Source organism: Paenibacillus sp. MY03 (assembly GCF_002165585.1).
In the GTDB taxonomy this organism is placed as follows: domain Bacteria; phylum Bacillota; class Bacilli; order Paenibacillales; family Paenibacillaceae; genus Pristimantibacillus; species Pristimantibacillus agaridevorans.
In genome coordinates, this window is sequence record NZ_MXQD01000074.1 from 20,076 (window position 1) to 40,002 (window position 19,927).

The 19,927-nt window shown below is 54.9% G+C and carries 14 protein-coding genes and 1 riboswitch; of the genes, 3 read left to right on the forward strand and 11 right to left on the reverse strand.

Translation table 11 applies throughout. From position 1 onward, the window contains the following. The first annotated feature begins 110 nt into the window (after window positions 1-110). Window positions 111-857: an alpha/beta hydrolase family protein gene (locus B1748_RS34205; RefSeq protein ID WP_087572455.1), complete on the forward strand. Its 747-nt coding sequence runs from the start codon at window positions 111-113 to the stop codon at window positions 855-857. Between the two features lie 150 nt (window positions 858-1,007). Here the strand turns inward: B1748_RS34205 and B1748_RS34210 are convergent, their stop codons facing one another. The 8 genes from B1748_RS34210 to B1748_RS34245 form a co-directional block, all read right to left on the reverse strand. Further along, complete coding sequence (locus B1748_RS34210; RefSeq protein WP_087572456.1) at window positions 1,008-2,747, reverse strand: hypothetical protein; 1,740 nt, start codon at window positions 2,745-2,747, stop codon at window positions 1,008-1,010. Continuing rightward, window positions 2,740-3,798 (reverse strand): glycoside hydrolase family 88/105 protein, encoded by a 1,059-nt coding sequence (locus B1748_RS34215; protein ID WP_256976109.1) that lies wholly within the window; start codon window positions 3,796-3,798, stop codon window positions 2,740-2,742. The genes B1748_RS34210 and B1748_RS34215 overlap by 8 nt, the downstream gene beginning before the upstream one ends. A gap of 174 nt (window positions 3,799-3,972) precedes the next feature. Continuing rightward, the gene (locus tag B1748_RS34220) at window positions 3,973-5,697 is read right to left on the reverse strand and encodes a methyl-accepting chemotaxis protein (protein ID WP_087572457.1); all 1,725 of its coding nucleotides are present in this window, start codon (window positions 5,695-5,697) and stop codon (window positions 3,973-3,975) included. Beyond that, window positions 5,678-7,360 (reverse strand): pyridoxal phosphate-dependent decarboxylase family protein, encoded by a 1,683-nt coding sequence (locus B1748_RS34225; RefSeq protein WP_087572458.1) that lies wholly within the window; start codon window positions 7,358-7,360, stop codon window positions 5,678-5,680. Before B1748_RS34225 ends, B1748_RS34220 begins: the two co-directional genes overlap by 20 nt. 92 nt (window positions 7,361-7,452) lie before the next feature. Further along, window positions 7,453-7,539: riboswitch (cyclic di-GMP riboswitch) on the reverse strand. Between the two features lie 433 nt (window positions 7,540-7,972). Then, complete coding sequence (locus B1748_RS34230; protein ID WP_087572459.1) at window positions 7,973-9,379, reverse strand: sulfatase family protein; 1,407 nt, start codon at window positions 9,377-9,379, stop codon at window positions 7,973-7,975. Window positions 9,380-9,395: 16 nt separating this feature from the next. Further along, window positions 9,396-10,226 carry a carbohydrate ABC transporter permease gene (locus B1748_RS34235; RefSeq protein WP_087572460.1) on the reverse strand — a complete coding sequence of 277 codons (831 nt, stop codon included), beginning with the start codon at window positions 10,224-10,226 and terminating at the stop codon, window positions 9,396-9,398. After that, window positions 10,223-11,173, reverse strand: coding sequence for a carbohydrate ABC transporter permease (locus B1748_RS34240; RefSeq protein WP_087572461.1), 951 nt, complete (start codon window positions 11,171-11,173; stop codon window positions 10,223-10,225). The genes B1748_RS34235 and B1748_RS34240 overlap by 4 nt, the downstream gene beginning before the upstream one ends. 25 nt (window positions 11,174-11,198) lie before the next feature. Further along, window positions 11,199-12,509, reverse strand: a complete 1,311-nt coding sequence (locus tag B1748_RS34245; RefSeq protein ID WP_087572462.1) for an ABC transporter substrate-binding protein — start codon at window positions 12,507-12,509, stop codon at window positions 11,199-11,201. A 282-nt stretch (window positions 12,510-12,791) separates the two neighbouring features. On the opposite strand from B1748_RS34245, the gene B1748_RS34250 reads away from it, so the two are divergent. Then, window positions 12,792-13,529: a response regulator transcription factor gene (locus B1748_RS34250; RefSeq protein WP_087572463.1), complete on the forward strand. Its 738-nt coding sequence runs from the start codon at window positions 12,792-12,794 to the stop codon at window positions 13,527-13,529. Window positions 13,530-13,539: 10 nt separating this feature from the next. Further along, window positions 13,540-15,354, forward strand: coding sequence for a sensor histidine kinase (locus B1748_RS34255; RefSeq protein ID WP_087572464.1), 1,815 nt, complete (start codon window positions 13,540-13,542; stop codon window positions 15,352-15,354). 21 nt (window positions 15,355-15,375) lie between these two features. Here the strand turns inward: B1748_RS34255 and B1748_RS34260 are convergent, their stop codons facing one another. The 3 genes from B1748_RS34260 to B1748_RS34270 form a co-directional block, all read right to left on the reverse strand. Beyond that, window positions 15,376-16,497, reverse strand: a complete 1,122-nt coding sequence (locus tag B1748_RS34260) for a response regulator (protein WP_087572465.1) — start codon at window positions 16,495-16,497, stop codon at window positions 15,376-15,378. Continuing rightward, the gene (locus tag B1748_RS34265; protein WP_087572466.1) at window positions 16,494-18,227 is read right to left on the reverse strand and encodes a sensor histidine kinase; all 1,734 of its coding nucleotides are present in this window, start codon (window positions 18,225-18,227) and stop codon (window positions 16,494-16,496) included. Before B1748_RS34265 ends, B1748_RS34260 begins: the two co-directional genes overlap by 4 nt. A 429-nt stretch (window positions 18,228-18,656) precedes the next feature. Continuing rightward, window positions 18,657-19,927, reverse strand: a 1,271-nt coding sequence (locus tag B1748_RS34270) for an S-layer homology domain-containing protein (protein WP_143810453.1), incomplete at its 5' end; no start/stop codon positions are given.

Genomic DNA, 19,927 nt, shown 5'->3' on the forward strand with positions numbered 1-19,927 from the left:
CAAGATGAATAAGAAATGATTGGCGTTCGTTACGATACTTGGCTTCGGCACATATTTTCCTTATGGCGCCGCCACAAAATTATCCTACAATTGAAAAAGGGGATTCTAACATGCGATTAACCGAATGGAACGGCTACGACAGGATCGAATTTGAATTGGATGGCAAGGAAGGTCTTGTCGTGTTGCCCCATACGTTTGCGAAAGGCAGGCCTTGGGTGTGGAGGGCCGAGTTTTTCGGCGATTTCGACTATGCGGACATGGCGTTGCTGGAACAAGGATATGCCCGCGCTTACTACAGGCAGAACGACATGTACGGCTGCCCGGAGGCCGTGGAGGGGATGCGCAGGTTCCAGACCTTCGTTACTCGTGTGTTCGGCTTGTCGGAGAAAACGATTCTGTTCGGCTTCAGTCGCGGCGGGTTGTATGCCTTTAACTACGCGGCGACTTACCCGGATCAGGTAGAGCTGCTGTATCTGGACGCTCCCGTGCTCGACATTCGAAGCTGGCCTGGCGGCAAAGGCGTCGGGCCGGGCGCAGAACGCGAGTGGCGGGAATGTCTGGACGCATATGGGCTGTCGGAGGAAGAAAGCGTCTATGCCGAGGTCTCTCCGCTGAACAAGATCGAAGCGGTTGCGGCGGCAGGCATTCCCATCCTGCTCGTGGCCGGTGATGCCGACGATCTTGTGCCTTACGCCGAGAATGGCGCCTTGCTCGTTCCGCGATACCGCGGTCTGGGCGGAACCATCGTCGATATCGTAAAGGAAGGCGTCGGCCATCATCCGCACAGCCTGGAGGATCCGGCGCCGATCGTCGCGTTCGTAAGGGAGCATGCGAAACGGCATCACTCAAGCGAGTAATAAGCCCTCTCGAGTGGGATGTTGAAAGGGCAAGTTAACCAACTTCTGAGCCCGGCGCCGTTGTACACATCGCCTGTCTCGTCGAGAAAACAAAAGGGGACGGCCAAGCGCATCGATTCGCGCATAGCCGTCTCCCCTTATATTCGGTCACTATTGCATCTTTATTCTCTGTTGCGGCAATAATACCCGATTGCTCAAATACCGCTCCTTCGTCCCGCCCGGCGCAACCGGCAGCGCGACGGAGATGGTCTCGCCGCCCGCTTCCAACGATGCTCCTACGGAATCGGCTATTCGGTCGACTGAAGCTACCGGCAGTTCTTCGCCCTCTCCGAGCAAACCAAGCTGGAACATCCACGCCGCTTCCTTAACCTCATGAAAATCAAAATCCCGCTCTTCTCCGGCATACAGAACGTAATCCAGATACAACGCCCTATTATCCGCTTCCGGCACACCGTCGGCTTCCGGATGAGCGGAGTCCGCTCCGGTCCCCAGCGACAACTGAAGTCCGCCATAATCGCAACGTTCCTGCAGAAGCCGGACGGCCAGCGTATACTCGCCGAAACGGAGCTGTACCCGGCGGCCATCTTCGTCGACCAGCGGCTCGAGCCCCTCCCGCGCTCCGCCGACTTTAAAGCGAATGCGCAGATCGCTGCTCCGGAACCGACCGTTAATGATGTCCAGATCGGAGTGCCAAGCGCCGTTGTCGGTCAGCAAATTAAAGCCGAACAACGCATGCGGTCCCGTCTGCGCTCCCGCGAACATCGCCGAGCAGAAGTCCGCCCCGTCCTTCAGGAACTGCAGCTGCACGTAGGACGTGCGCTCTCCCTCAAGCAAGTAAGCAACCAGATTGCGCCGCTGGTTCCACATGACGCCCTTGCTGAAGGTGCCAAGCGACAGCTTGTCATTGCGGTACAACGTCGCGTAGACCTGGTAACCCGCCTGTTCCTCCAGCAGCGTCGGCTCTGTCAGACTGCGCGTCGCAAGAGACTGGAACAGCGGACGATGCTCCTTGGGACAGCGGATATTTTCGCCGAATTCGAAGATTTCGTCCAGCAGCGCCTCCTCCAGAAAAGCCCGCTCGTCCGGGCGCAGCCACGTGCTATAAGTACGGCTGTGCGGTCCGCTCCACTGCCCGATGCCCGCATGATAATGTTCTCCGGCCATCCTCCACGCCAGATTTATCAGCTCGTCGGCATACCCAACGGCTTCAGCGTTCGCGGAATAGGCGGTTATGCTGTGCAATTCCTTGATCGCAATCGGCGTATAACAAGGGCTGTTGTATTCCGAGAAGGTACCGATGCCGAACGTGAAATCATAGAACCTCTTGATGCGGGAAAGGCCATAGTCGCGGAACTCGGCGTTCTCGAGCAGTTCGCCGCCGACCAGCGTAACGAAAGCGCCCATGATTGCAATGTTCGTGTAATGCGGGCCGACATTACGTCGGATGATCGCTCTGCACGCATGCCCGATCGCCTCGCGCACCGATGTCGCCAATTCGGGCGACAGCTTCTCCTCATGTCTGACTAGCGTGACGATGAGCCGTTTGCCGTGAAAATCCGCCATATTCCAGTCCGGCCGATCCATCTCCGCCAGCGGCTCCTCGTAGAAGTACGGCCAGATGCCATACGTCTCCGATTCCGGATTGCGGTCCTGCAGAGGCAAGACGGCTTTCAGGATGCGATTCGCCCGCGTGACGTCCTCCGGCTCGCCTGCCTCCAGCAAATAATAGGCATATTCTTCGGAGACAAGCAGACCGTACACCTCCGGCCTCGTCTCGCGTTTCAGCGCCGTATGGTAAGTGGCGGTGAGCGGGGTGCGAAGCAACTGAACGGTTTCGTCGAAGGTTTGAGCCTTTTGAACAATAAGCTCTTGAAGCCTCTCTCTATTCATCTCCGGCTTCTCCTCTCCGGATGGCCTCCGACAGCAGCATGAGCGTCAACCCTTGTCCGTACAACGTCGGATGAATCGGAATGGCGTTATACGCCTCGATCGATTCCATGACCGGCGTCCCGCTGGAGACGCCGCCTACTTCGCCCCGATCGTCGATATGAGGCAATATCGCCTGAAGCGCCTTCCTCGCGGCTGCCGCATACTTCTCTTCGTCCGGCAGCAAGCCCGACTCTGCGGCAAGCCATAGACCGCAAGCGATCCCCGCGCTGCCCGATATTTCCCTGTAATAATCCGGCCGATCGAGAACGGTGCTCCACAGGCCGTCCGACTGCTGGAAGCCGACCAATCCATCCATCAGCCGCCGGTAACGCTCGCGCAGCTCTGCCTCGATCGGCACAAGCTGCTCGATCTCCTTGACAATCATAGGTACGCCGACCGCGATCCAGGCGTTAGCCCGCGTCCACCGTGCCGCGGACATATGATCTCCTGCCGCGCAATTCCAGCCATGGAACAACACGCCCGTCTCCGCGTCCTCCAACAGACGCAGATGCAGCAATACCTGCCGCTGTGCCTCTTCCGCATGGGCCTTGTCGCCAATAAGCGTCGCCGTGCGCGCTAGGAACAAGACCGCCATAAAAACAGTGTCCGCCCATACCTGCTCGGGAAAATTCGCGTTTTCCGTCACGGTATGCTCGAATGCCTGTTCACGCGTACGCGGCGCCTTCTCCACGATCCATTTTGCCACGCGCGCCGCCTCTTCCTTCAGCCATTCCTCCCCTGTCCGCTTATACAGAACCGGAAAAATCGCGTAAGGAGCCACCGCGTTAATGACGGGCTCCGGCGCAGCCTGATCCCTGTTGCGATTCACCCATTCCAGCAAATACGAACGGACCTCCGCCTCATCCGTCTTTTCCCCATATTCGAGAAGCGCGATGACGCCGACGCCGGGTACCCAGTCCCACTTGTCGATATCCATCCCCCAGTTGCCGGAATGATCCTTTTTCATGTGCCCCCATACTTTGCCTGCTATCGCTTTCAAGTTCTCCATCATCTATTCACGCCTTTCGTATGCTGATGCCACTATCCTAACATTCGATGCAGGCATGCGCTTGGGGCGACATCCCGAAAAGGTGGGGAATCGTCCGGAAATGCCAATAAAGACGGCAACCGAGGCGGCTGCCGTCTTCTCTCATGGCGTACGTATACGATTGATTAGACCAAACTTCTACAGCTTAAACGGCTTAACGGATTCGTTCAGATCCACCGATAACGCCGTCAACTGCTGGATCGCAGCCGAAATTTCCTGCATTGACGCGCTTTGCTGCTCCGCCGAAGCCGCCACCTCTTGCGTGCCTGCCGCCTGCTCCTGCGTAATGCCGCCAATCTGCTGCATGGCTCCGGTAATGTCCGTAAAGGCGTTCTCTACCTTCTCCAGCGAGCCGGACATCTCGTTCGTATGGGCGGTGAATTGCGATACGCCCGAATAGATGTGCTTGAAGTTCTCGTGCGTGCCGTTAATCCAAGTATGGCCAAGCTCGACCGCTTTGGTCCCTTCTTCGATGCTTTGCTTCACGAGATGGCTGTTCGCTTGCGTGCTGGAGATCAATTCGTTGACCGACTGCGCCGCTTGCGCGGACTGCGTCGCCAGCTTCTTCACTTCATCGGCAACGACCGCGAATCCGCGGCCTAGCTCGCCGACCCGCGCCGCTTCGATGGACGCGTTTAGCGCGAGCAGGTTCGTCTGCGTCGAGATCTCCGTAATGATGCCGATAATCTCGCCGATTTCGCTGGAGCGTGTCTCGAGCGCATCAGCCGCATGCTGCGATTGCAGCATGGCATGCTTGATCTCTTCCATCTGGCGGAGAGTACGGTCAACGAGCTCTTGTCCTTGTTCGGACTGGGAATGCACTTCCGTGGCAATCCCTTGGATATCCCTCATGCCGGCCGACACGTTCTTAATATCCGCGTCGATACTGTGGATGCCCGTCTGGCTGCCCGTTACGCTGTGCACGATATCCGTGATGCCTTGCGACATCCGGTCCGTCGATGCGGCAACTTGTTGCGCGCTCTGAGTGGATTCATCCACGGACTGGCGCAAATGTTTGCTTGTGTCCGCAATTAGCGTTGACGATGCAATGACCTGCTGGATCAGCATCTTCAGGCTGTTAATCATAACCCCGAAGGCGACCCCTAACTTGCCGATCTCGTCCTTGCTGTCGATCGAGAACTGGCTCTGCATGTCGCCGGCCGCCACTCGTTCGGCAGCCGTCATCAGCCTGCGCAGCGGGTTCGTAATGATCCGGCTGATCAAGACGGCAATCGCGCTGCCGACTACGAGCACGATGACGGAGATGATGACCGTCGTCAGGTTAGAGCTGGCAGCTGTCTCGGGCACGACTGAAGCGGACAAGTCGATGCCGAGAATGCCATACGCGCCGCCCGTATTGTCCGTGAGCGGCATGAAGATGGATTTATGCGTACCGTATTCGTCCTCGTAGATCGGGCTGATCTTCGTTTGATTCTCGGCAATCGCCTCACGCATCTCTTCCGTAAATGGATACGGCGTACCATAATCGTCGGGAACGCCCGACAGGATCAGAATCCGTTCCACGCCCTGCGAGTTCGACAAAATATAGACGTTCTCCAAATGATGCTCCGCCTGAAGCTTCTCCAGCGTTTCTTTAATTACGGAATAACGGGGATCATCCGCGCTGGCAAGCTCGACATCGCTTCCCGGTATTGCCGTGAGCGCGTTGTAGACAATCTTGATATCCGTCTGCAGCCGCATGTCGAACTGCTCCAGCAGCTTCTCCGACAGATTGCGCTGCGACAGGTAGCCGGAGACGGCGAACGCCGCGCAGGTAACGATTAGCAGGCTCAGAATGCTGATTGCGATTTTGACCGAGAGATGTTCTCTATACCAATTGAAATTAAACAAGGATTTTCTCATGCTCTTTCTCCTTCATGGCTAACCTTTCATAGGCCGCATACGTTTCCGTGATCTTTTGCTTCAAGAAATCGACGATGGCAGCTACGTCCGATGTTTGCGTGTAAGGCGAGATGACGAACAGCTTGGACGCATATAACGCGACGTCGCCGTTGCGTTCCGCCGTCGGTACGTATAGATGTTTTTTCGTATCGCCGAAAAACATCTTCTCGCGGTCCCTGCCGAGAATCTCGAACAGCATCTCGTTGAGCCGGTTCTCGCGTTCGATCTCCCGCTTGGTCCGCAATCCCTCGCACTCTGCCGCGTAACCGTTTTTGCGGTCGGTATAGAGGCGGAACAAAGTAATCAAGCCGGGGTTATTCGGGTTGACGATGACCGCCTCCGGCACATCCGCGGAAAGCGTCTTGCGGAAGGCGATGTTGACTTCGACGAACTGGGCAAGCAGCTTCCGGTAGCCTTCGGCTCCGAAAGCCAGCAAGGCGCTCAAGATGCTGATGGAGCTGCCCATTCTGGAGCATTCCAGCGTGTAGCTCGTATGGTAGTCGCCGTAGCCGCGATGCCCTACATACGGAGTCTCGTCCGGCTCCAGATCGACCAGCTTCAAATCGGAGGCCTGTTTGACCAGAAACAAGCTGGTCGAGTATGGCGTCTGGCCAAGTTTCTGAAAGTCGAAGCAGAGCGAATCCGCCAAGCGCAAGTGCTGCATCCGCTCTCGGATCGCCGCAAGCGCGGCCAACGTCTCCTCTTCGAATTGCAGCGGGTTGCCCGCAAAGTCGTAGTCGTTAAAGAACGCGAAGAATCCGCCAAGCGCCGAATCCGCATGAATATGCGGCCTTCGCATGCCGTACTTTGCCGTCAGCGCCTCCGACGCGGCGGCAATCTCTTCGATGTTATCGATGCCCATGGCATCCGTCGTGGCCGTCGTCGCCACGATGTAGACCGGAACGCCGCCGCGAAGGATGACTTGCTCCATCTTCGCTTCGAGATCCCCCACGTCCATGGAACTGTCCTCGCGCGTGCGTACTTTAATAAGGTTGTTCGTGCCGAGTCCTGTCGCTTCCATCGACTTAAACAAGCTGTAGTGCGCCGCCTCGGAGCAAAAAGCAAACAAATTGTGAGGCACGCCTGCCTTCTTAATGGAAGCATCATGTTTGTTGACGGCGATGCGCAGCCCCGTAAAGATCGCTCCTTGACCGCCCCAAGTCGTATAACCGCCGCTCTCCGACGGATTGCAACCGATTAGATCCGACATCATTGCGACAACTCTAACCTCGGCCTCCGCGCCGGCAGGGCCGTATACATCCCACAGGTTATTGCCGTTTACCATAAACGCGGTTAACATGCCAAGGATGCCCGGCGTGCTCGCCATTGGCAAAATATTGGTCAAAAAATATTTGGTATGATACGGATGTCCATGCAGCAGCTTAAGCAGTTCGTCATTTACCTGGTCCAGCGGACGGCCGCCGTCCGGGATGCGGCTTGACGCCGTCAGCTCGCGATAGAAATGCTGCCCCCTCTCTTTTGTTCCTTTCAAATTAACGGCTTCGGGATCCTTTAACGCATCCACTCCTTCCACGATCTGCTTGACCAGCTCTATGAAATAATCTCTTTGCTGCAGGTTGCCGTCGTCGCTGGGAAATAAGGCACGAATATTCAAGTTCTCCATTCTCTCTACCTCTCTCCAATGTTTTTCTCTATGTTTTCTATAGGCAAAAAGAGGCATGCCTCTATGTGACCATAGGCATGCCTCCGTTAAAACTGTGCAACTGGCTGACATTTCCCCGTGAGAAGTAGTCCCTATAGCTTTGCGTCTCGCGCCTTTCGACGGATTTGCAGGTATATAGTTGTACAATGTGCCCAAATAATTTAGTAAACTTTGACAATGAATAGGAACATTCTACTACTAAACCGATCGGATATCAATAGTAGAAACTAGAGGATATTGTTAATTCCATTAAGAAATCATCAAATTGTCACATTCCTCCTGTTCGGTCAATGATTTCCCCAATATCCGAATCGTACATACTTGTCCCAGATAGATGCTGGCGGACTGCCGGCTGGAGCACGCAAGGAAGCTGGTCGGTTTGTGCGATTTTTCGTACACAGGAGGTCTTGGAAATCTATAAAGAGGTTCTATATCTGGGTAAGACGAAAGTGAATCCCATTCGCCACTATACTCTGCCAAGGGTAATATAGGATAGCAAAAAAACCTTTACCGTGTGCATTGGTTACCTTGCCATGCACGCGATAAAGGTTCTATTGATTTATGCAGCGACTATTAGTTCCACCCTACCGGACCGTCCCCCTGCTTCGCGAGGCGTTGGCCTGACGGCAGCGGCGCGGCGGGCTCGATATGCGGCAGCGTCTCGCCGGCCTCCGCCATGCGGCGGAGCAGCGCATCCCGCAGCCGGTCCGCCACGCCGCGGTGCGATTCTAACCCCGCCAGGTTGTTCAGCTCGTAGGGATCCGCGTATAAATCGTAGAGTTCCGTCTCCAGATAACGCCCCGCTCCCTCGTCGCGTTGCGGATGAGCCTGCGGAGCGGTGACTGCGTATTTCCAGCGATGCGTGCGGATGGCGCGCCCCACCTGGGATTCGCTGATCTGCACGAACACTTCGCTCGGCCAGTTCGCCACCCCTCCCCCTCTCAGCAGCGGCATGACCGAGCGGCCTTGCATATGCGCAGGCACGCCGAGGCCGCATGCGTCAAGCAGCGTCGGCGGCAAGTCGACGAGGCTGACAAGCTCGGGGATGCGCCCGCCTCGGGAGAACGGGCCGCCTCCGATTGCGGCCGGCACCCGGATCGAGCTGTCGTGGCAGGAGCGCTTGTATTCGTTGTTGCGCGTCTTGAAGTGCGAGCCGTGATCAGAGGTAAACACGATGATCGTCTCTTCCTCCAACGACAGGCTGCGCAAGGCGTCCATAACGCGGCCAAGCGCCTCGTCGAGCCGCTTCACCATCCCGTAATAGCCGGGCAAGTGCTGCGGTGCCGTGCCGACAAGGGATGCGAGGTCGGGCGGCGTCCATGCCGAAACGTATTTCCCGACCTCGGATTCCGGAGCCGGATAATCGTCCCTGTGATTTTGATGATGCGGCTCCAGGAAGGAGAGAAACAGGAAAAACGGATCGTTCTTATGCTTGTCGACATAGCGGATCGCCGCGTCCGCCAGAGCGTCTACCCGGTACCCCGGCAGCCTGACAGGTTGATTGCGTTCATCGTAAAGCAACGTCCGGTATGCATCGGACGTATGCTCCAAAGCATCGGCCGCAAGCCAGCTCTTGTAGCCGCCGCGCAGCTCTTCCGGTACCGGACTGTCTCGGGTAACGGCCAGATGCCACTTCCCGATATACCCCGTCTCATACCCCGCTTCGTTAAAATAATGCGCAAGAGTCGGCCATTCCGTGGACAGAGGTATTCCGTTCGTATAACAGCCGTTCGTCGTGGCGTATACCCCTGTCTGTAGACAAGCTCTCGCCGGTCCGCACACCGGTTGGGGAGTAAAGGCGTATTCCAAATGTGTCCCGCGAACCGCAAGTCGGTCGAAGTTGGGGGTCAAACCAAGCGGATTGCCGTGCACCCCGGTCGTGTCCCAGCGCTGCTGATCGGTAAAAAAGACGATTACGTTGGGTCGTCTTCCGGCAACGGCGCCTTCGCCTCGCCCATCATTGTCTATCTTTAATGACATAAAGGTTCCCTCCTCCTCAGCCCTTCAACCCGGTCGTGGCGATGCCTTCCACGAAATATTTTTGAGCCATAAAAAATACCGCGATGCAAGGCAAAATCGTAACGACCGACATCGCCATGACTTGATTCCAATTGACCGCTCCCTCGTTGTCGAGCACCATCCTCAGACCAAGCGCCACCGTATACTTCGAAACGCTGTTAATATAGATCAACGCCGTAAAGAACTCGTTCCACGTCCAGATGAACTGGAAGATGCATACCGAGACGAGCGCCGGGGCCGCTAGAGGAATCAGCACTCGTACCAGAATGCCGAACGAATTGCATCCGTCGATGACCGCGGCCTCGTCGAGATCGCGCGGAATGCCGCGCAGAAACTGTACGAGCAAAAACACGAAGAAGGCGTTAACCGCCAAAAGAGCGGGCACATAAAACGGCAAATACGTATTCAGCCAGTTGAATTCCTTGAACAGCAGATAACGTGGGATCATGATAACCGCATCCGGCAGCATCAGCGTCGAGATCATAAGCGTAAACAACAGACCTTTGCCTCGGAATTTAAAACGGGCGAAGCCATAAGCGACGAGCAGGCTGGAAGCAGCCGTGAGTACGACCACCGGAATAACCAACAGCAGCGTATTGCCGAAGAAGGTGCTGAAGTTCGTCCGCCCTACCCCCTGCCAGCCTCGAGCATAAGCATCCCACACAAATTCGCCGGGCCATAAGCTGATGCTGGAAAAAATATCGGCGTTCGGCTTGAACGAAGACGAGATCAGCCATAGCAACGGATACAAAAACAGGATTGAGAACACCGACAGGACGATAACCGTCCAAAGCTTGCGTCTCCTCACTTGCCGTCACCTCCGTCTTCGTAATGCGCCCAGCGGTTGGAGGTCTTGAACAGCACGAACGTGAAGACCAGAATGATCAGGAACAAGATCCAGGATTGCGCGGATGCGTATCCCATCTTAAAGAACTGGAAGGCGTTGTCGTACAGCATCATTCCGTACAGGTAGGTAGACTTCATGGGCCCGCCGTCCGTTATGACAAACGCCGCCGTAAACTGCTGGAAGGCATTGATCATCTGCATAATCAGATTAAACAGCACGATCGGCGTCAACAGGGGCAGCGTGACGGAGAAAAACGTTCTCGCGCGCGAAGCCCCGTCCACCTTGGATGCCTCGTAGAGCTCCGCCGGAACTTGCTTTAGACCTGCGAGGAACAGCACCATCGACGATCCGAACTCCCAGACGGGAAGCAGGGTAATTGTAAACAGAGCCAAGTTTGGATCTCCCAGCCAGTTCACAGGCGGCAAAGAGAAATACGAGAGCATCTCGTTCACGAGTCCTTCTCTCATGAACATGAACCGCCACAACACCGATACCGCGACGCTGCCGCCTAATATTGAAGGCAGATAATAGATGGTGCGATAGATGGAAATTCCTCGCATCTTGACGTTCAGCAGCATCGCCACCAGCAAAGCGACGATCAGCTTGAGCGGCACGGCGATGACTACGTATAGCAGCGTTACCCGCAGCGACTGCACGAATACAGGGTCTTTCGTAAAAATTTCAATATAGTTAGCGAGTCCGACAAACGATTGTTCGCGAACCATGTTATAGTCGGTAAACGAATAGATAAACGAGGCAACGAACGGAACGAGCGTGAGCACGATAAATCCGATCAGCCACGGACTGATGTATAAATATGCGACCAAGCTCCCGGGCTTCCGCTTCCTTCGCTTGCCCTCAGAGCCGGGAGTCTGTCCCCCCGCCGCCTGCGCCGATTGATGTGTCATAACCCTTCGTCCCTTCCTTTTCGCCTTACTTGATTAAGGCCAGCTTGTCCTTCAGACGCTCCGTCAGCTCGCTTGCCGCGGCATCCGGCGCAACCTTGCCGAAGGCAACCCGCTCCAAAATGTCTTGTGCAATCTGGTTAAGCTCCTGATTGCTGCTGAGCCCGTTTACCGGCTCGCCGGGATTCGAAAGCGCAAGATCCACCGCCTTGGCCACGGTCGGATCGATCAGCGATTCCTCTACCAGCTTGTCGGCGTTGGCCTTGACGACCGGCACGCTGAATACATCCTTCAGGACGAGCGAAGCTTCTTCCGACGTCAGCAGCCAGCTGGCGAATTTCGCGGCTTCCTCCGGATGCTTCGACTTCTTGTTAATCGCTAGCGGATTGCTCGGATTGACAAGCACGGCCGAAGTCTTGGCATTGCTCGGCACCGGGAACATGGCAACATCCACTTCAGGCGTGTACGTCTTTACTTTCGCGATCGTGGAGGCCAGCGTGAACATCATGCCGATGTTGCCGTTCTGCCATTGCAGGTTATCCGCCATATCCGGGTACAGACTGCTCTCCGCCACGGGCTGGATCACGCCGTCCGCGATCAGCTGCTGATAATAGGAAAAGGCTTTGGCAACGTCCTCTTCGGCGAAACCAACCGTTTTATCGTCTTGAATCCACTGATTGCCGGTGAGCTGATTTACGAACGGCTGCAGGAAGATCCGGTAATCGAACATGCCGAGCAAATAAGCGTTGGCGTCCTTCTCGTGCACCTGCTTGCCGATGGTATGAATCGTCTCCCAATCCCATACCGTGTCATGGGCAATGTCGAATCGGTCGAAAAACTCCTTGTTATATAACGTAATCATGCCATTGGCACCCATCGGAAGCCCGACAAGCTTGCCGTCGTATACCGCGTAGCTGTCCAGAAACTCCTTGTCGAACGCATCCAGATTGAGGTAATCCTTAAGCGTGTTCAAATCGAGCACCAGATCGCCTTTAACCGCGATTTCGTCGATCCAGTCTACGGAAAGCGGCGTCAAATCAGGCGCCGTTCCACCCGCAAATTGCGTGACCAGTTTCTGATAATAGCCTTCGAACCCGCCGTACTCCGGTTCGATGACCACGTTCGGATTGGCTTCGGTATAGATGTCGATCGCTTCCAGCAATGCTTTGTGGCGCACCTCGGAGCCCCACCACGAGAACCGCAGCGTAACCTTCTCGCCGTCCGTCTTTCCTTCCGGCGCCTTGCCGCCGCTCTCGTCCGACCCGCAGGCCGTCAACGCCGTCGCAAGCATGGCGACGAGCGGCAAAGCGACCGCTTTCCTCCAATTTCTATTTTTCATTCTCTATTCCCCCTCGCCCATTATGATTACGCTTTTACTATATCGCTATTATGCCATTGAAAACAGGCACGCAAGATGACGAATGGTATCCCTTTTTGCTCCATTTGGGACAAAAGGTATCCGAAATTGACATGTCGTCCATATCGGAGAACAGTTGACAACATGGAAGGATATTCCTAGCACGCCACTAAGGGTGCGTCTGTACAAACGGAAACATTTCATTTATGCTGTTAACCATGAAATCGTTTGCAATTATTCCGCGGATGAAAGGATCGGATCGCAATGAAATACAAGCTGTTGCTTGCGGACGACGAAGCCGAAATTCGCAACGGATTGTCGCAATACTTTCCTTGGAACGAGGTCGGCTTCGAGCTGATAGGACAATGCGGGGACGGCAAGGAGGCTTTGGAATTCATAGCAAATCACGAGGTAGACGCGCTGCTGTGCGACATCCGCATGCCGATTATGTCGGGGCTGGACGTCGCCCGCACGCTGCATGAGGCCAAGAGCCGTGTCAAGGTTCTGTTCCTGAGCGGCTACAAGGATTTCGAATACGCCAAGCAGGCGATCGTATACGATGTCAAAAGCTATATCGTCAAACCGACCAAATACCAGGAGCTGTTCGAGGTATTTACCTCGCTCAAGATGGAGCTCGACGAGGAGCGCGGCGCGGGCGGCGCGGACGCCTCCTTTAACGAGAAGGTCGTCAGAACCATTCGCGATTACGTCGCCGCGAATTATGCGCGGGCAACGCTTGAGGACGCGGCAAGCCTGGTCCATATGAACCCGCATTACGTCAGCAAATACTTTAAGGAAAAGACGGGCGAAAACTTCTCCGATTACGTGGTGTCGGTTCGGATGAACAAGGCGGCGGAGTTGCTGAAGGACATTAGGTACAAAACTTATCAGGTGAGCGAGATGGTGGGCTACAGCTATGCCAAAAACTTCACGCGGACCTTCAAGCGTTACCACGGCATGAGTCCGCGCGAATTCCGCCAGCTGTCCGGGTTGAACGAGTAACGGGGCCGACATGAGAAAACGATTTTTCATCAAAAATATGCTGCTTTTCCTTATTCCTTTGCTTATTCCGACCATCGTGCTCGGAACGCTGTCGATCGTCATTACGAAGCAAAACCGGGAAGGAGAGACCGCGCGCGACAATCTGCAGCTGGTGCATCAAATCGATCGCAATATGGAGCTTGTTTTCCAAGATATCGAGACGCTCGGCATCAGCATGGGCACGCCCGAAGTGCTGTACCAGCTGGAAGAAATTTTGCGTACGCAATACGTAACGTTCGATAACCAGCGGCTCCTGGGAATGATGCGCAATCTGATCGACAGCCCGGCGAACGCCAAGCCGTTTATCCAATCCATCTACGTCCACGTGAACAACCCCTATAATCAGTTTCTCGCCAGCGGAACGGGACTCTCGACGCTCGATCGTTATCCCGACTCCGACTGGCTGGAGCGTTTTCGCGCCAGGGAAAACCCGGTCGGCATCCTGCTCGAGCAACGCCAAATTCAGCGTTACAGCTTCGAAGATCCGATTGCGGTAACCACGCTGTACAAGCCGCTGACCTCCCTGCTTACGGGAGGAGCCATCGGCGTCATCGCGGTTAATATCTATACAGACTACCTGGATCGATGGCTCCAATCGTTCGCGAGCATGGACGGTCAGCATCTGATCATTTTGGACGAAGCCGGGGGGATTCTGTTCCGGAATCAAACCTCGATCCTTCCCGATTCGGTGCAAGAAAAGCTGTCGTCGCTGTCGCCTGATACCAGGAGCTTCGACGTGGAGCTGGATAAACAAACGTTCGCCGGCACGCAGCTTATGTCCGGCATGCACGACGGTTGGCGCTATATTTCGCTAGTGCCCAAAGACGAGCTCAACCGAATATCGTTCCGACTGAGCCAGTCCACCGTTTATGTCGTCGCGCTTTCGTTCCTGCTTGGCTTGGCGCTGACTTACCTGCTGACCAGACGATCGCTTAGGCATATCCACCGCATGATCTCCATTATCAAATCGGCCGAGAAAGGACTCCCTTTGCCCGAAATCTCCAGTGCCGGCAAGGGCGAGGACGAATACGGCTATATTATTCAGACGATGACGCGCAACTTTATACAGTCCAACTATCTGGGCGTCCAGCTATCCGAGAAGAAGTTCAGACTTCAGGCGGCGGAGCTGCTCGCGCTGCAATCGCAAATCAACCCCCATTTCCTGTTCAACACGCTGGAGACGCTGAACTGGAAGGCGATGGCGTTGACCGGCAGGCCGAACGAAGTCAACGACATGCTGGAGCATCTGTCGGAGCTGTTGCGGTATACGCTGGACAAGCCGGGCCGGATCGTTCCGTTAATGAAGGAAATCGACTATACGAAACATTACGTCGCGATTCAGCAGATTAGATACGGCGATAAGTTCCGGTGCGTCTGGGCTTACGATCCCGACGATATTCAACCGTACAGCACCGTCAAGCTCGTCCTTCAGCCATTGATCGAGAACAGTCTTTATCACGGCATTAAGGAGATGGCCGGCAACGGGGGGATCAAAATCAAGCTTGTTCGTTATTCCGGGTGGACGGCTATCTCCGTCATCGACAATGGGGTTGGCATGTCAAAAGAACGGCTGAAAGAAGTACGCCGTTCGGTCGCCATGCATATGGAGGAAGACTACGGAAATACGGGGGATGCAGGGGATGCGGGTGATGCGGGCGGTGCAGGCCACATCGGTCTGGCCAACACCAATCGAAGGATCCGGCTGGCTTACGGCACGGATGAAGGTTTGCAAATTCTAAGCAAACAAGGGTTAGGTACCGTCGTCCGGCTAAAAATTCCGGATTGAGGTGCCGTATCGCGGCAACGTCTAACGATACTGCTCGTACAGTTGTTCCACATGAGGGGCAGGTCCCACGCCAAGCTCCTCGTGCAACAACTGCTTGTAGGAGGCGTAACAATCCCGAAGCGATTGCCGGTCCCCCATTGCTCCGTAGGCTTGCAGCAGCAGCATACGCGCCTCTTCGTCAAACGCATTGCGAGCCGCGATTCGGCCGGCGATCCGGGTTACTTCCCTGTATTGCTTCTGAGCCAGGAGCCAGACGGCCAGGCGTCTGGCGAATGACTCGTACCGGACGGTCAATCGTTCCCGCTCGGCGTCGGCCCAATCAAAGGCGTTGCCCTCGAACAGTTCGCCCGTGAACCGGCTTTCCAACCTGATCGCGGCGGCTGCATTGCTCTCGTTGATTTCCGGACAGTGCTGCAAATCCTCTTCGAACCGGATAAAGTCGACATCCGCGCAAGCGAGATCGACCCGATACTTCTCTTGGGCGGACACGACCATTTCCTTGCATCCATGCTCCGATAATGCTTTCCTAAGCTGGTATACCGCCGTATAGAGATAACGCTCCGCATTCTTAAAAGGCATGTCCGGGAACAGCTCCTCTATAACCCGCGCCTTGGCCACGCTGCGTCCTCGATGATTGACCAAGTAAGCGAACAACTCCATGCTTTTACGGGATATCCATCTCACATTACCCGTATGCTCGCCGCTTGCTTCGAAGCAGCCCAATCCGCGTACTTCTAGTCGGCTGCCCGCCGAATCTCTTGTCTGCGCCTGCGCTTCGGGGACGGCTCGGCCGGCTGCAGCTCTAGAGATGGTCTGAGCCAATCGTTTCCTCGATATGGGCTTGACCATATAATCGAGCGGGTATACATCGTAAGCCTGCATGGCGAAACCCGTATGGGAAGTCGTAAACACGATGTCCAGACCGGCATTCAGCGAGCGCAAGCTGCGGGCCAGATCCAAGCCGCTGTCCTCGGCAAGCTGGATGTCCAGAAAGGCCAAGTCCACTTCCGTGCGATGTACAAAGTCCAGCGCCTCCGCGGCGCTCTGGAAAGCTCCGACAAGCTCCACGCCTTCGATCTTTGCCAGCAGCAATCGCATGGCGAGCAACATGGCATGCTCATCGTCGACCAGGAGAACCTTCATAATGGAGTGCCGCCTCTCATTGTAAATTTAAACAAGCTTCCTTCGCCTGCCCTGCTTTCTACCGTCAAGTACCCTTCGCTGCGCAATATGAATTGCCGCGTAACAAGCAATCCCAGCCCGGCCCCTGTCTCGCCGGAGGTGCCTTCCAATGATCCAGGCTGCTTATCCTCGAATAATCGCCGCACCTGCTCCTGACTCATGCCTATTCCGTTATCGCGGACGGATATGATAACCGTCCCGCCCGATTGTTCCGCGTCAACATGAACCGCGCCGCCTGATCCGGTGAATTTGATGGCATTAGACAGCAAATTCCGCAGAATCAATCCTAGTGCTTCCCGGTCTGCATACACCCGTACGCCTGCAGCAACCGAATGCGTCACGTCGATTTGTTTCGCCCCGCTATGAATGTGCAGCAAATGAATACAGTCCTCGACAATCTCAATCAGCTCCAGCTCTCGCGGGCGCAGCGCCATATCTTCGCGCTGGCTGCGAAACCACTCCAGAAGATTCGTCGACATGCTCAGCGTATTGCGAATCTGGCCGCCCAACTGCGCAATAATTTCCTGATGATCGGCCTGAAAGCCGTCGCGATCCTCTTCCAGCAATTCAATTAATTGAAACTGCAGCGCGAGCGGACCGCGAATATCATGAGATACTATGGCAATAAGCTGATCCTTCAGTTGATTCAATTGAGCGATCTGCTCCAGATCCCGCTGCTTCTCCGTAATATCGACAATAAGCGAAATACTGCCTTGTCCTTGCATGCGCAAGGTATGGAGCGGATACACGTTGACGCGGTACCTCTTCCGCTCTCCATCCACCACGGCTTCGATCTCGACGCTCCCTGGCTTCATCGCCTTGCACAGCGCAAGCCAATCCGGCCAGAACGCCAGCAAGTCCGAGATGTTCCGTTCGGCGATAGAGGAGTAACCAAGCTGGTCAAACCATAAGGTAGACTGCTTGTTGCTGTCGATTACCTTGCCGGAAGCATTGGCAACCACGATGCTTTCTTGCAACGTATCCAGCACAAGATTTCTGGCAAAAGGAACTAGAGAAAAAAACTTGGACCGCAAAATAATAATTAACATAAGCGAGCCGAGAAACCCGCAATATACCGTTAACGGAAGCAGCCAAGAGGACCATTGCGGATTAGCGAATTTCACAATTTCCAACACGAACGAAAAAGAGGATAGGAACAACACCCACATTCCCGGCTTGCGCAAATCGCTGCGAATATTCCTCATATATTGAAACAGGGCATATAGGCTCGCGGCCAATACAAGAAAACAAAGCAACGTGAAAGACATAGAGTAGGCAGTCCGCGTAATGGCCAATTGCCCGTCTACAAGCTCAATCGATCGATAGATCCAGTGCAGCTTGGGATCGAGCCACATCTGCGTCGACCACAACGCGAAACCAGCGAGCAGGCCTATCTTCCATCTTGTCTTAATAGGCTTGTCCGGATATATCCATTCCAGGACGAACAGGATAAAGAACGGTACCATTAGGTTAAGAGCAGTTTGGAAAACATTGTGGAAGAACAGCTTCTCGGTTAAAGCGTGAACGCTATTCGCCAGAATAACGCCGCTGGCGTACACAAATCGGCATACGATCAGACCTAGCAAGTATCGTATGCCTCGCTGTCTTCGAAAGCTGTAAACCGAGATGAAAATAATGCCGATCATGATGAGAGAAGCAATCATAAAAAGAAGCTCTATTGTTGCGCTCATATAGGAGGGTCCTTTGGTCCAATTTATAGTTGATTAAAGTTTCCCTTCATTATAAAACGCACCCTCATGCCTGACAAGAAACGGGACGATTTCCGAAAATCGCCCCGTTACAGATCCCCTTCGTGTCGGGTTTTCTCCCTTTGGCCCAGCTCTAATTAGGATAGGTTACATAATTGTGCATTTTTGCTCAAATCGTTAAGAAAAACCACCCTCAGGACTGAAAATCGTACGAATATACACAATTTTTCGCATAGCATCGGTACTAGAGGCTTTCCAAGCCTAATTTTGTGTATATTTGTACAAATACACCAATAATTAGCCCATGCTACGCTATATTTGTGTATTTTCGCACAATTGTTGTTCTGTATACCGTAACTGAAGGTTACACGCCAAACGTCAGCGCCGTCCAACCCGGACAATGGAACTGCTTTACTGAATAATTTGCCACAAGCGGAGAATCGTAACCGTTGCTTCCGCTCTGGTCGCCAAGCCGTTCGGCACGAATAGATTGTCGCCTCGCCCTAAGAGCAAGCCGTGTTGAGCCGCCGTGTAGATGTACGCTCGCGCCCAATCCGGAATATCCGCGTCATCGGCGAATGGAGCAGCCGTTCCTCCGCTTGCGCTTGCCTCTCCGCCTTCGCCTTCGCTGAGACTTCGTTCCAACGCTCTCGTCATCATAGCTGCCATTTCCGAACGGCTCACCGTTTGCAGCGGCCTCAGCGTACCGTCCAGATACCCTTCCAGTACGCCTGCTTTAACCGCCGCGCTTGCGACATCCTTCGCCCAATCCGGAATCCGGTCGGCGTCGGCGAACGTAAGTGCACGGCTCTCCCCCTCGGTAGAAATCTCGAGAGCACGCAACAACATTGCCGCAAACTCTATCCGCGTGACCTGCCGCTGCGGATGAAACATTCCCGCGTCATCGCCTTGAACAACTCCTAGAGCAGCAGCTTCGCATATCGGATCTTCCGCCCAATGACCCGCAATATCGCGGAACGCGCAAGCTGTCGGTTCGGGCTGTTCCTGACCGGCAAGGCGAACAACCGTCAGTCGGTAGGTTTTCACCGTTCCGTTCTCCGCCGTCACCTTGATGTCGAACAGGTTGTCCCCTTCGGCAAGATCAAGCGTCCAAATGCCCGAAGCAGGAAGCCTCTCCTCCTTCAACGTGACAGTCGCCCCGCTATGCGCCTTGACAGCCCCAATGTCTACCTGCTCTGCAGTCGTTTCCAGCTTGTAGCTGGTGGTCTCCGGAGCAAATAACGGCGTCAGTTGTTGTTCCGCTCCATCTGCAGTTATCGTCAGTTGTTTAAGATCGGCATTGTTCGAATAATACACCGGGATGCTTGGTGCATTTACGCGAACGGTACGCGTCACCTCTGCGGCCAGATTGCCGGCGCTGTCTTGCGCTCTATATGTCAGTTCGTAGTCGCCGGGAGTCAGGTGGTCAACGTGGCCTGTGACCGTCACGAGCACAGCGCCTTCCAAGGCGTCTTCGGCCGTTGCGCCGGGGTCGACAAAGACATCTCCCGTCAGAATCGTCATCGTTGCACTGCCCTGAAGCGTAATGACCGGCGCGGTCACGTCTACCGTGAACGTATTCGTATCCGAATCTGGTCCGACATTGCCTGCCGCATCTGTCGCGCGCACTTGTACCGTATGGTCGCCTTCTCCAAGCGCGGTTGGCGGCGTCCACGTCCAAG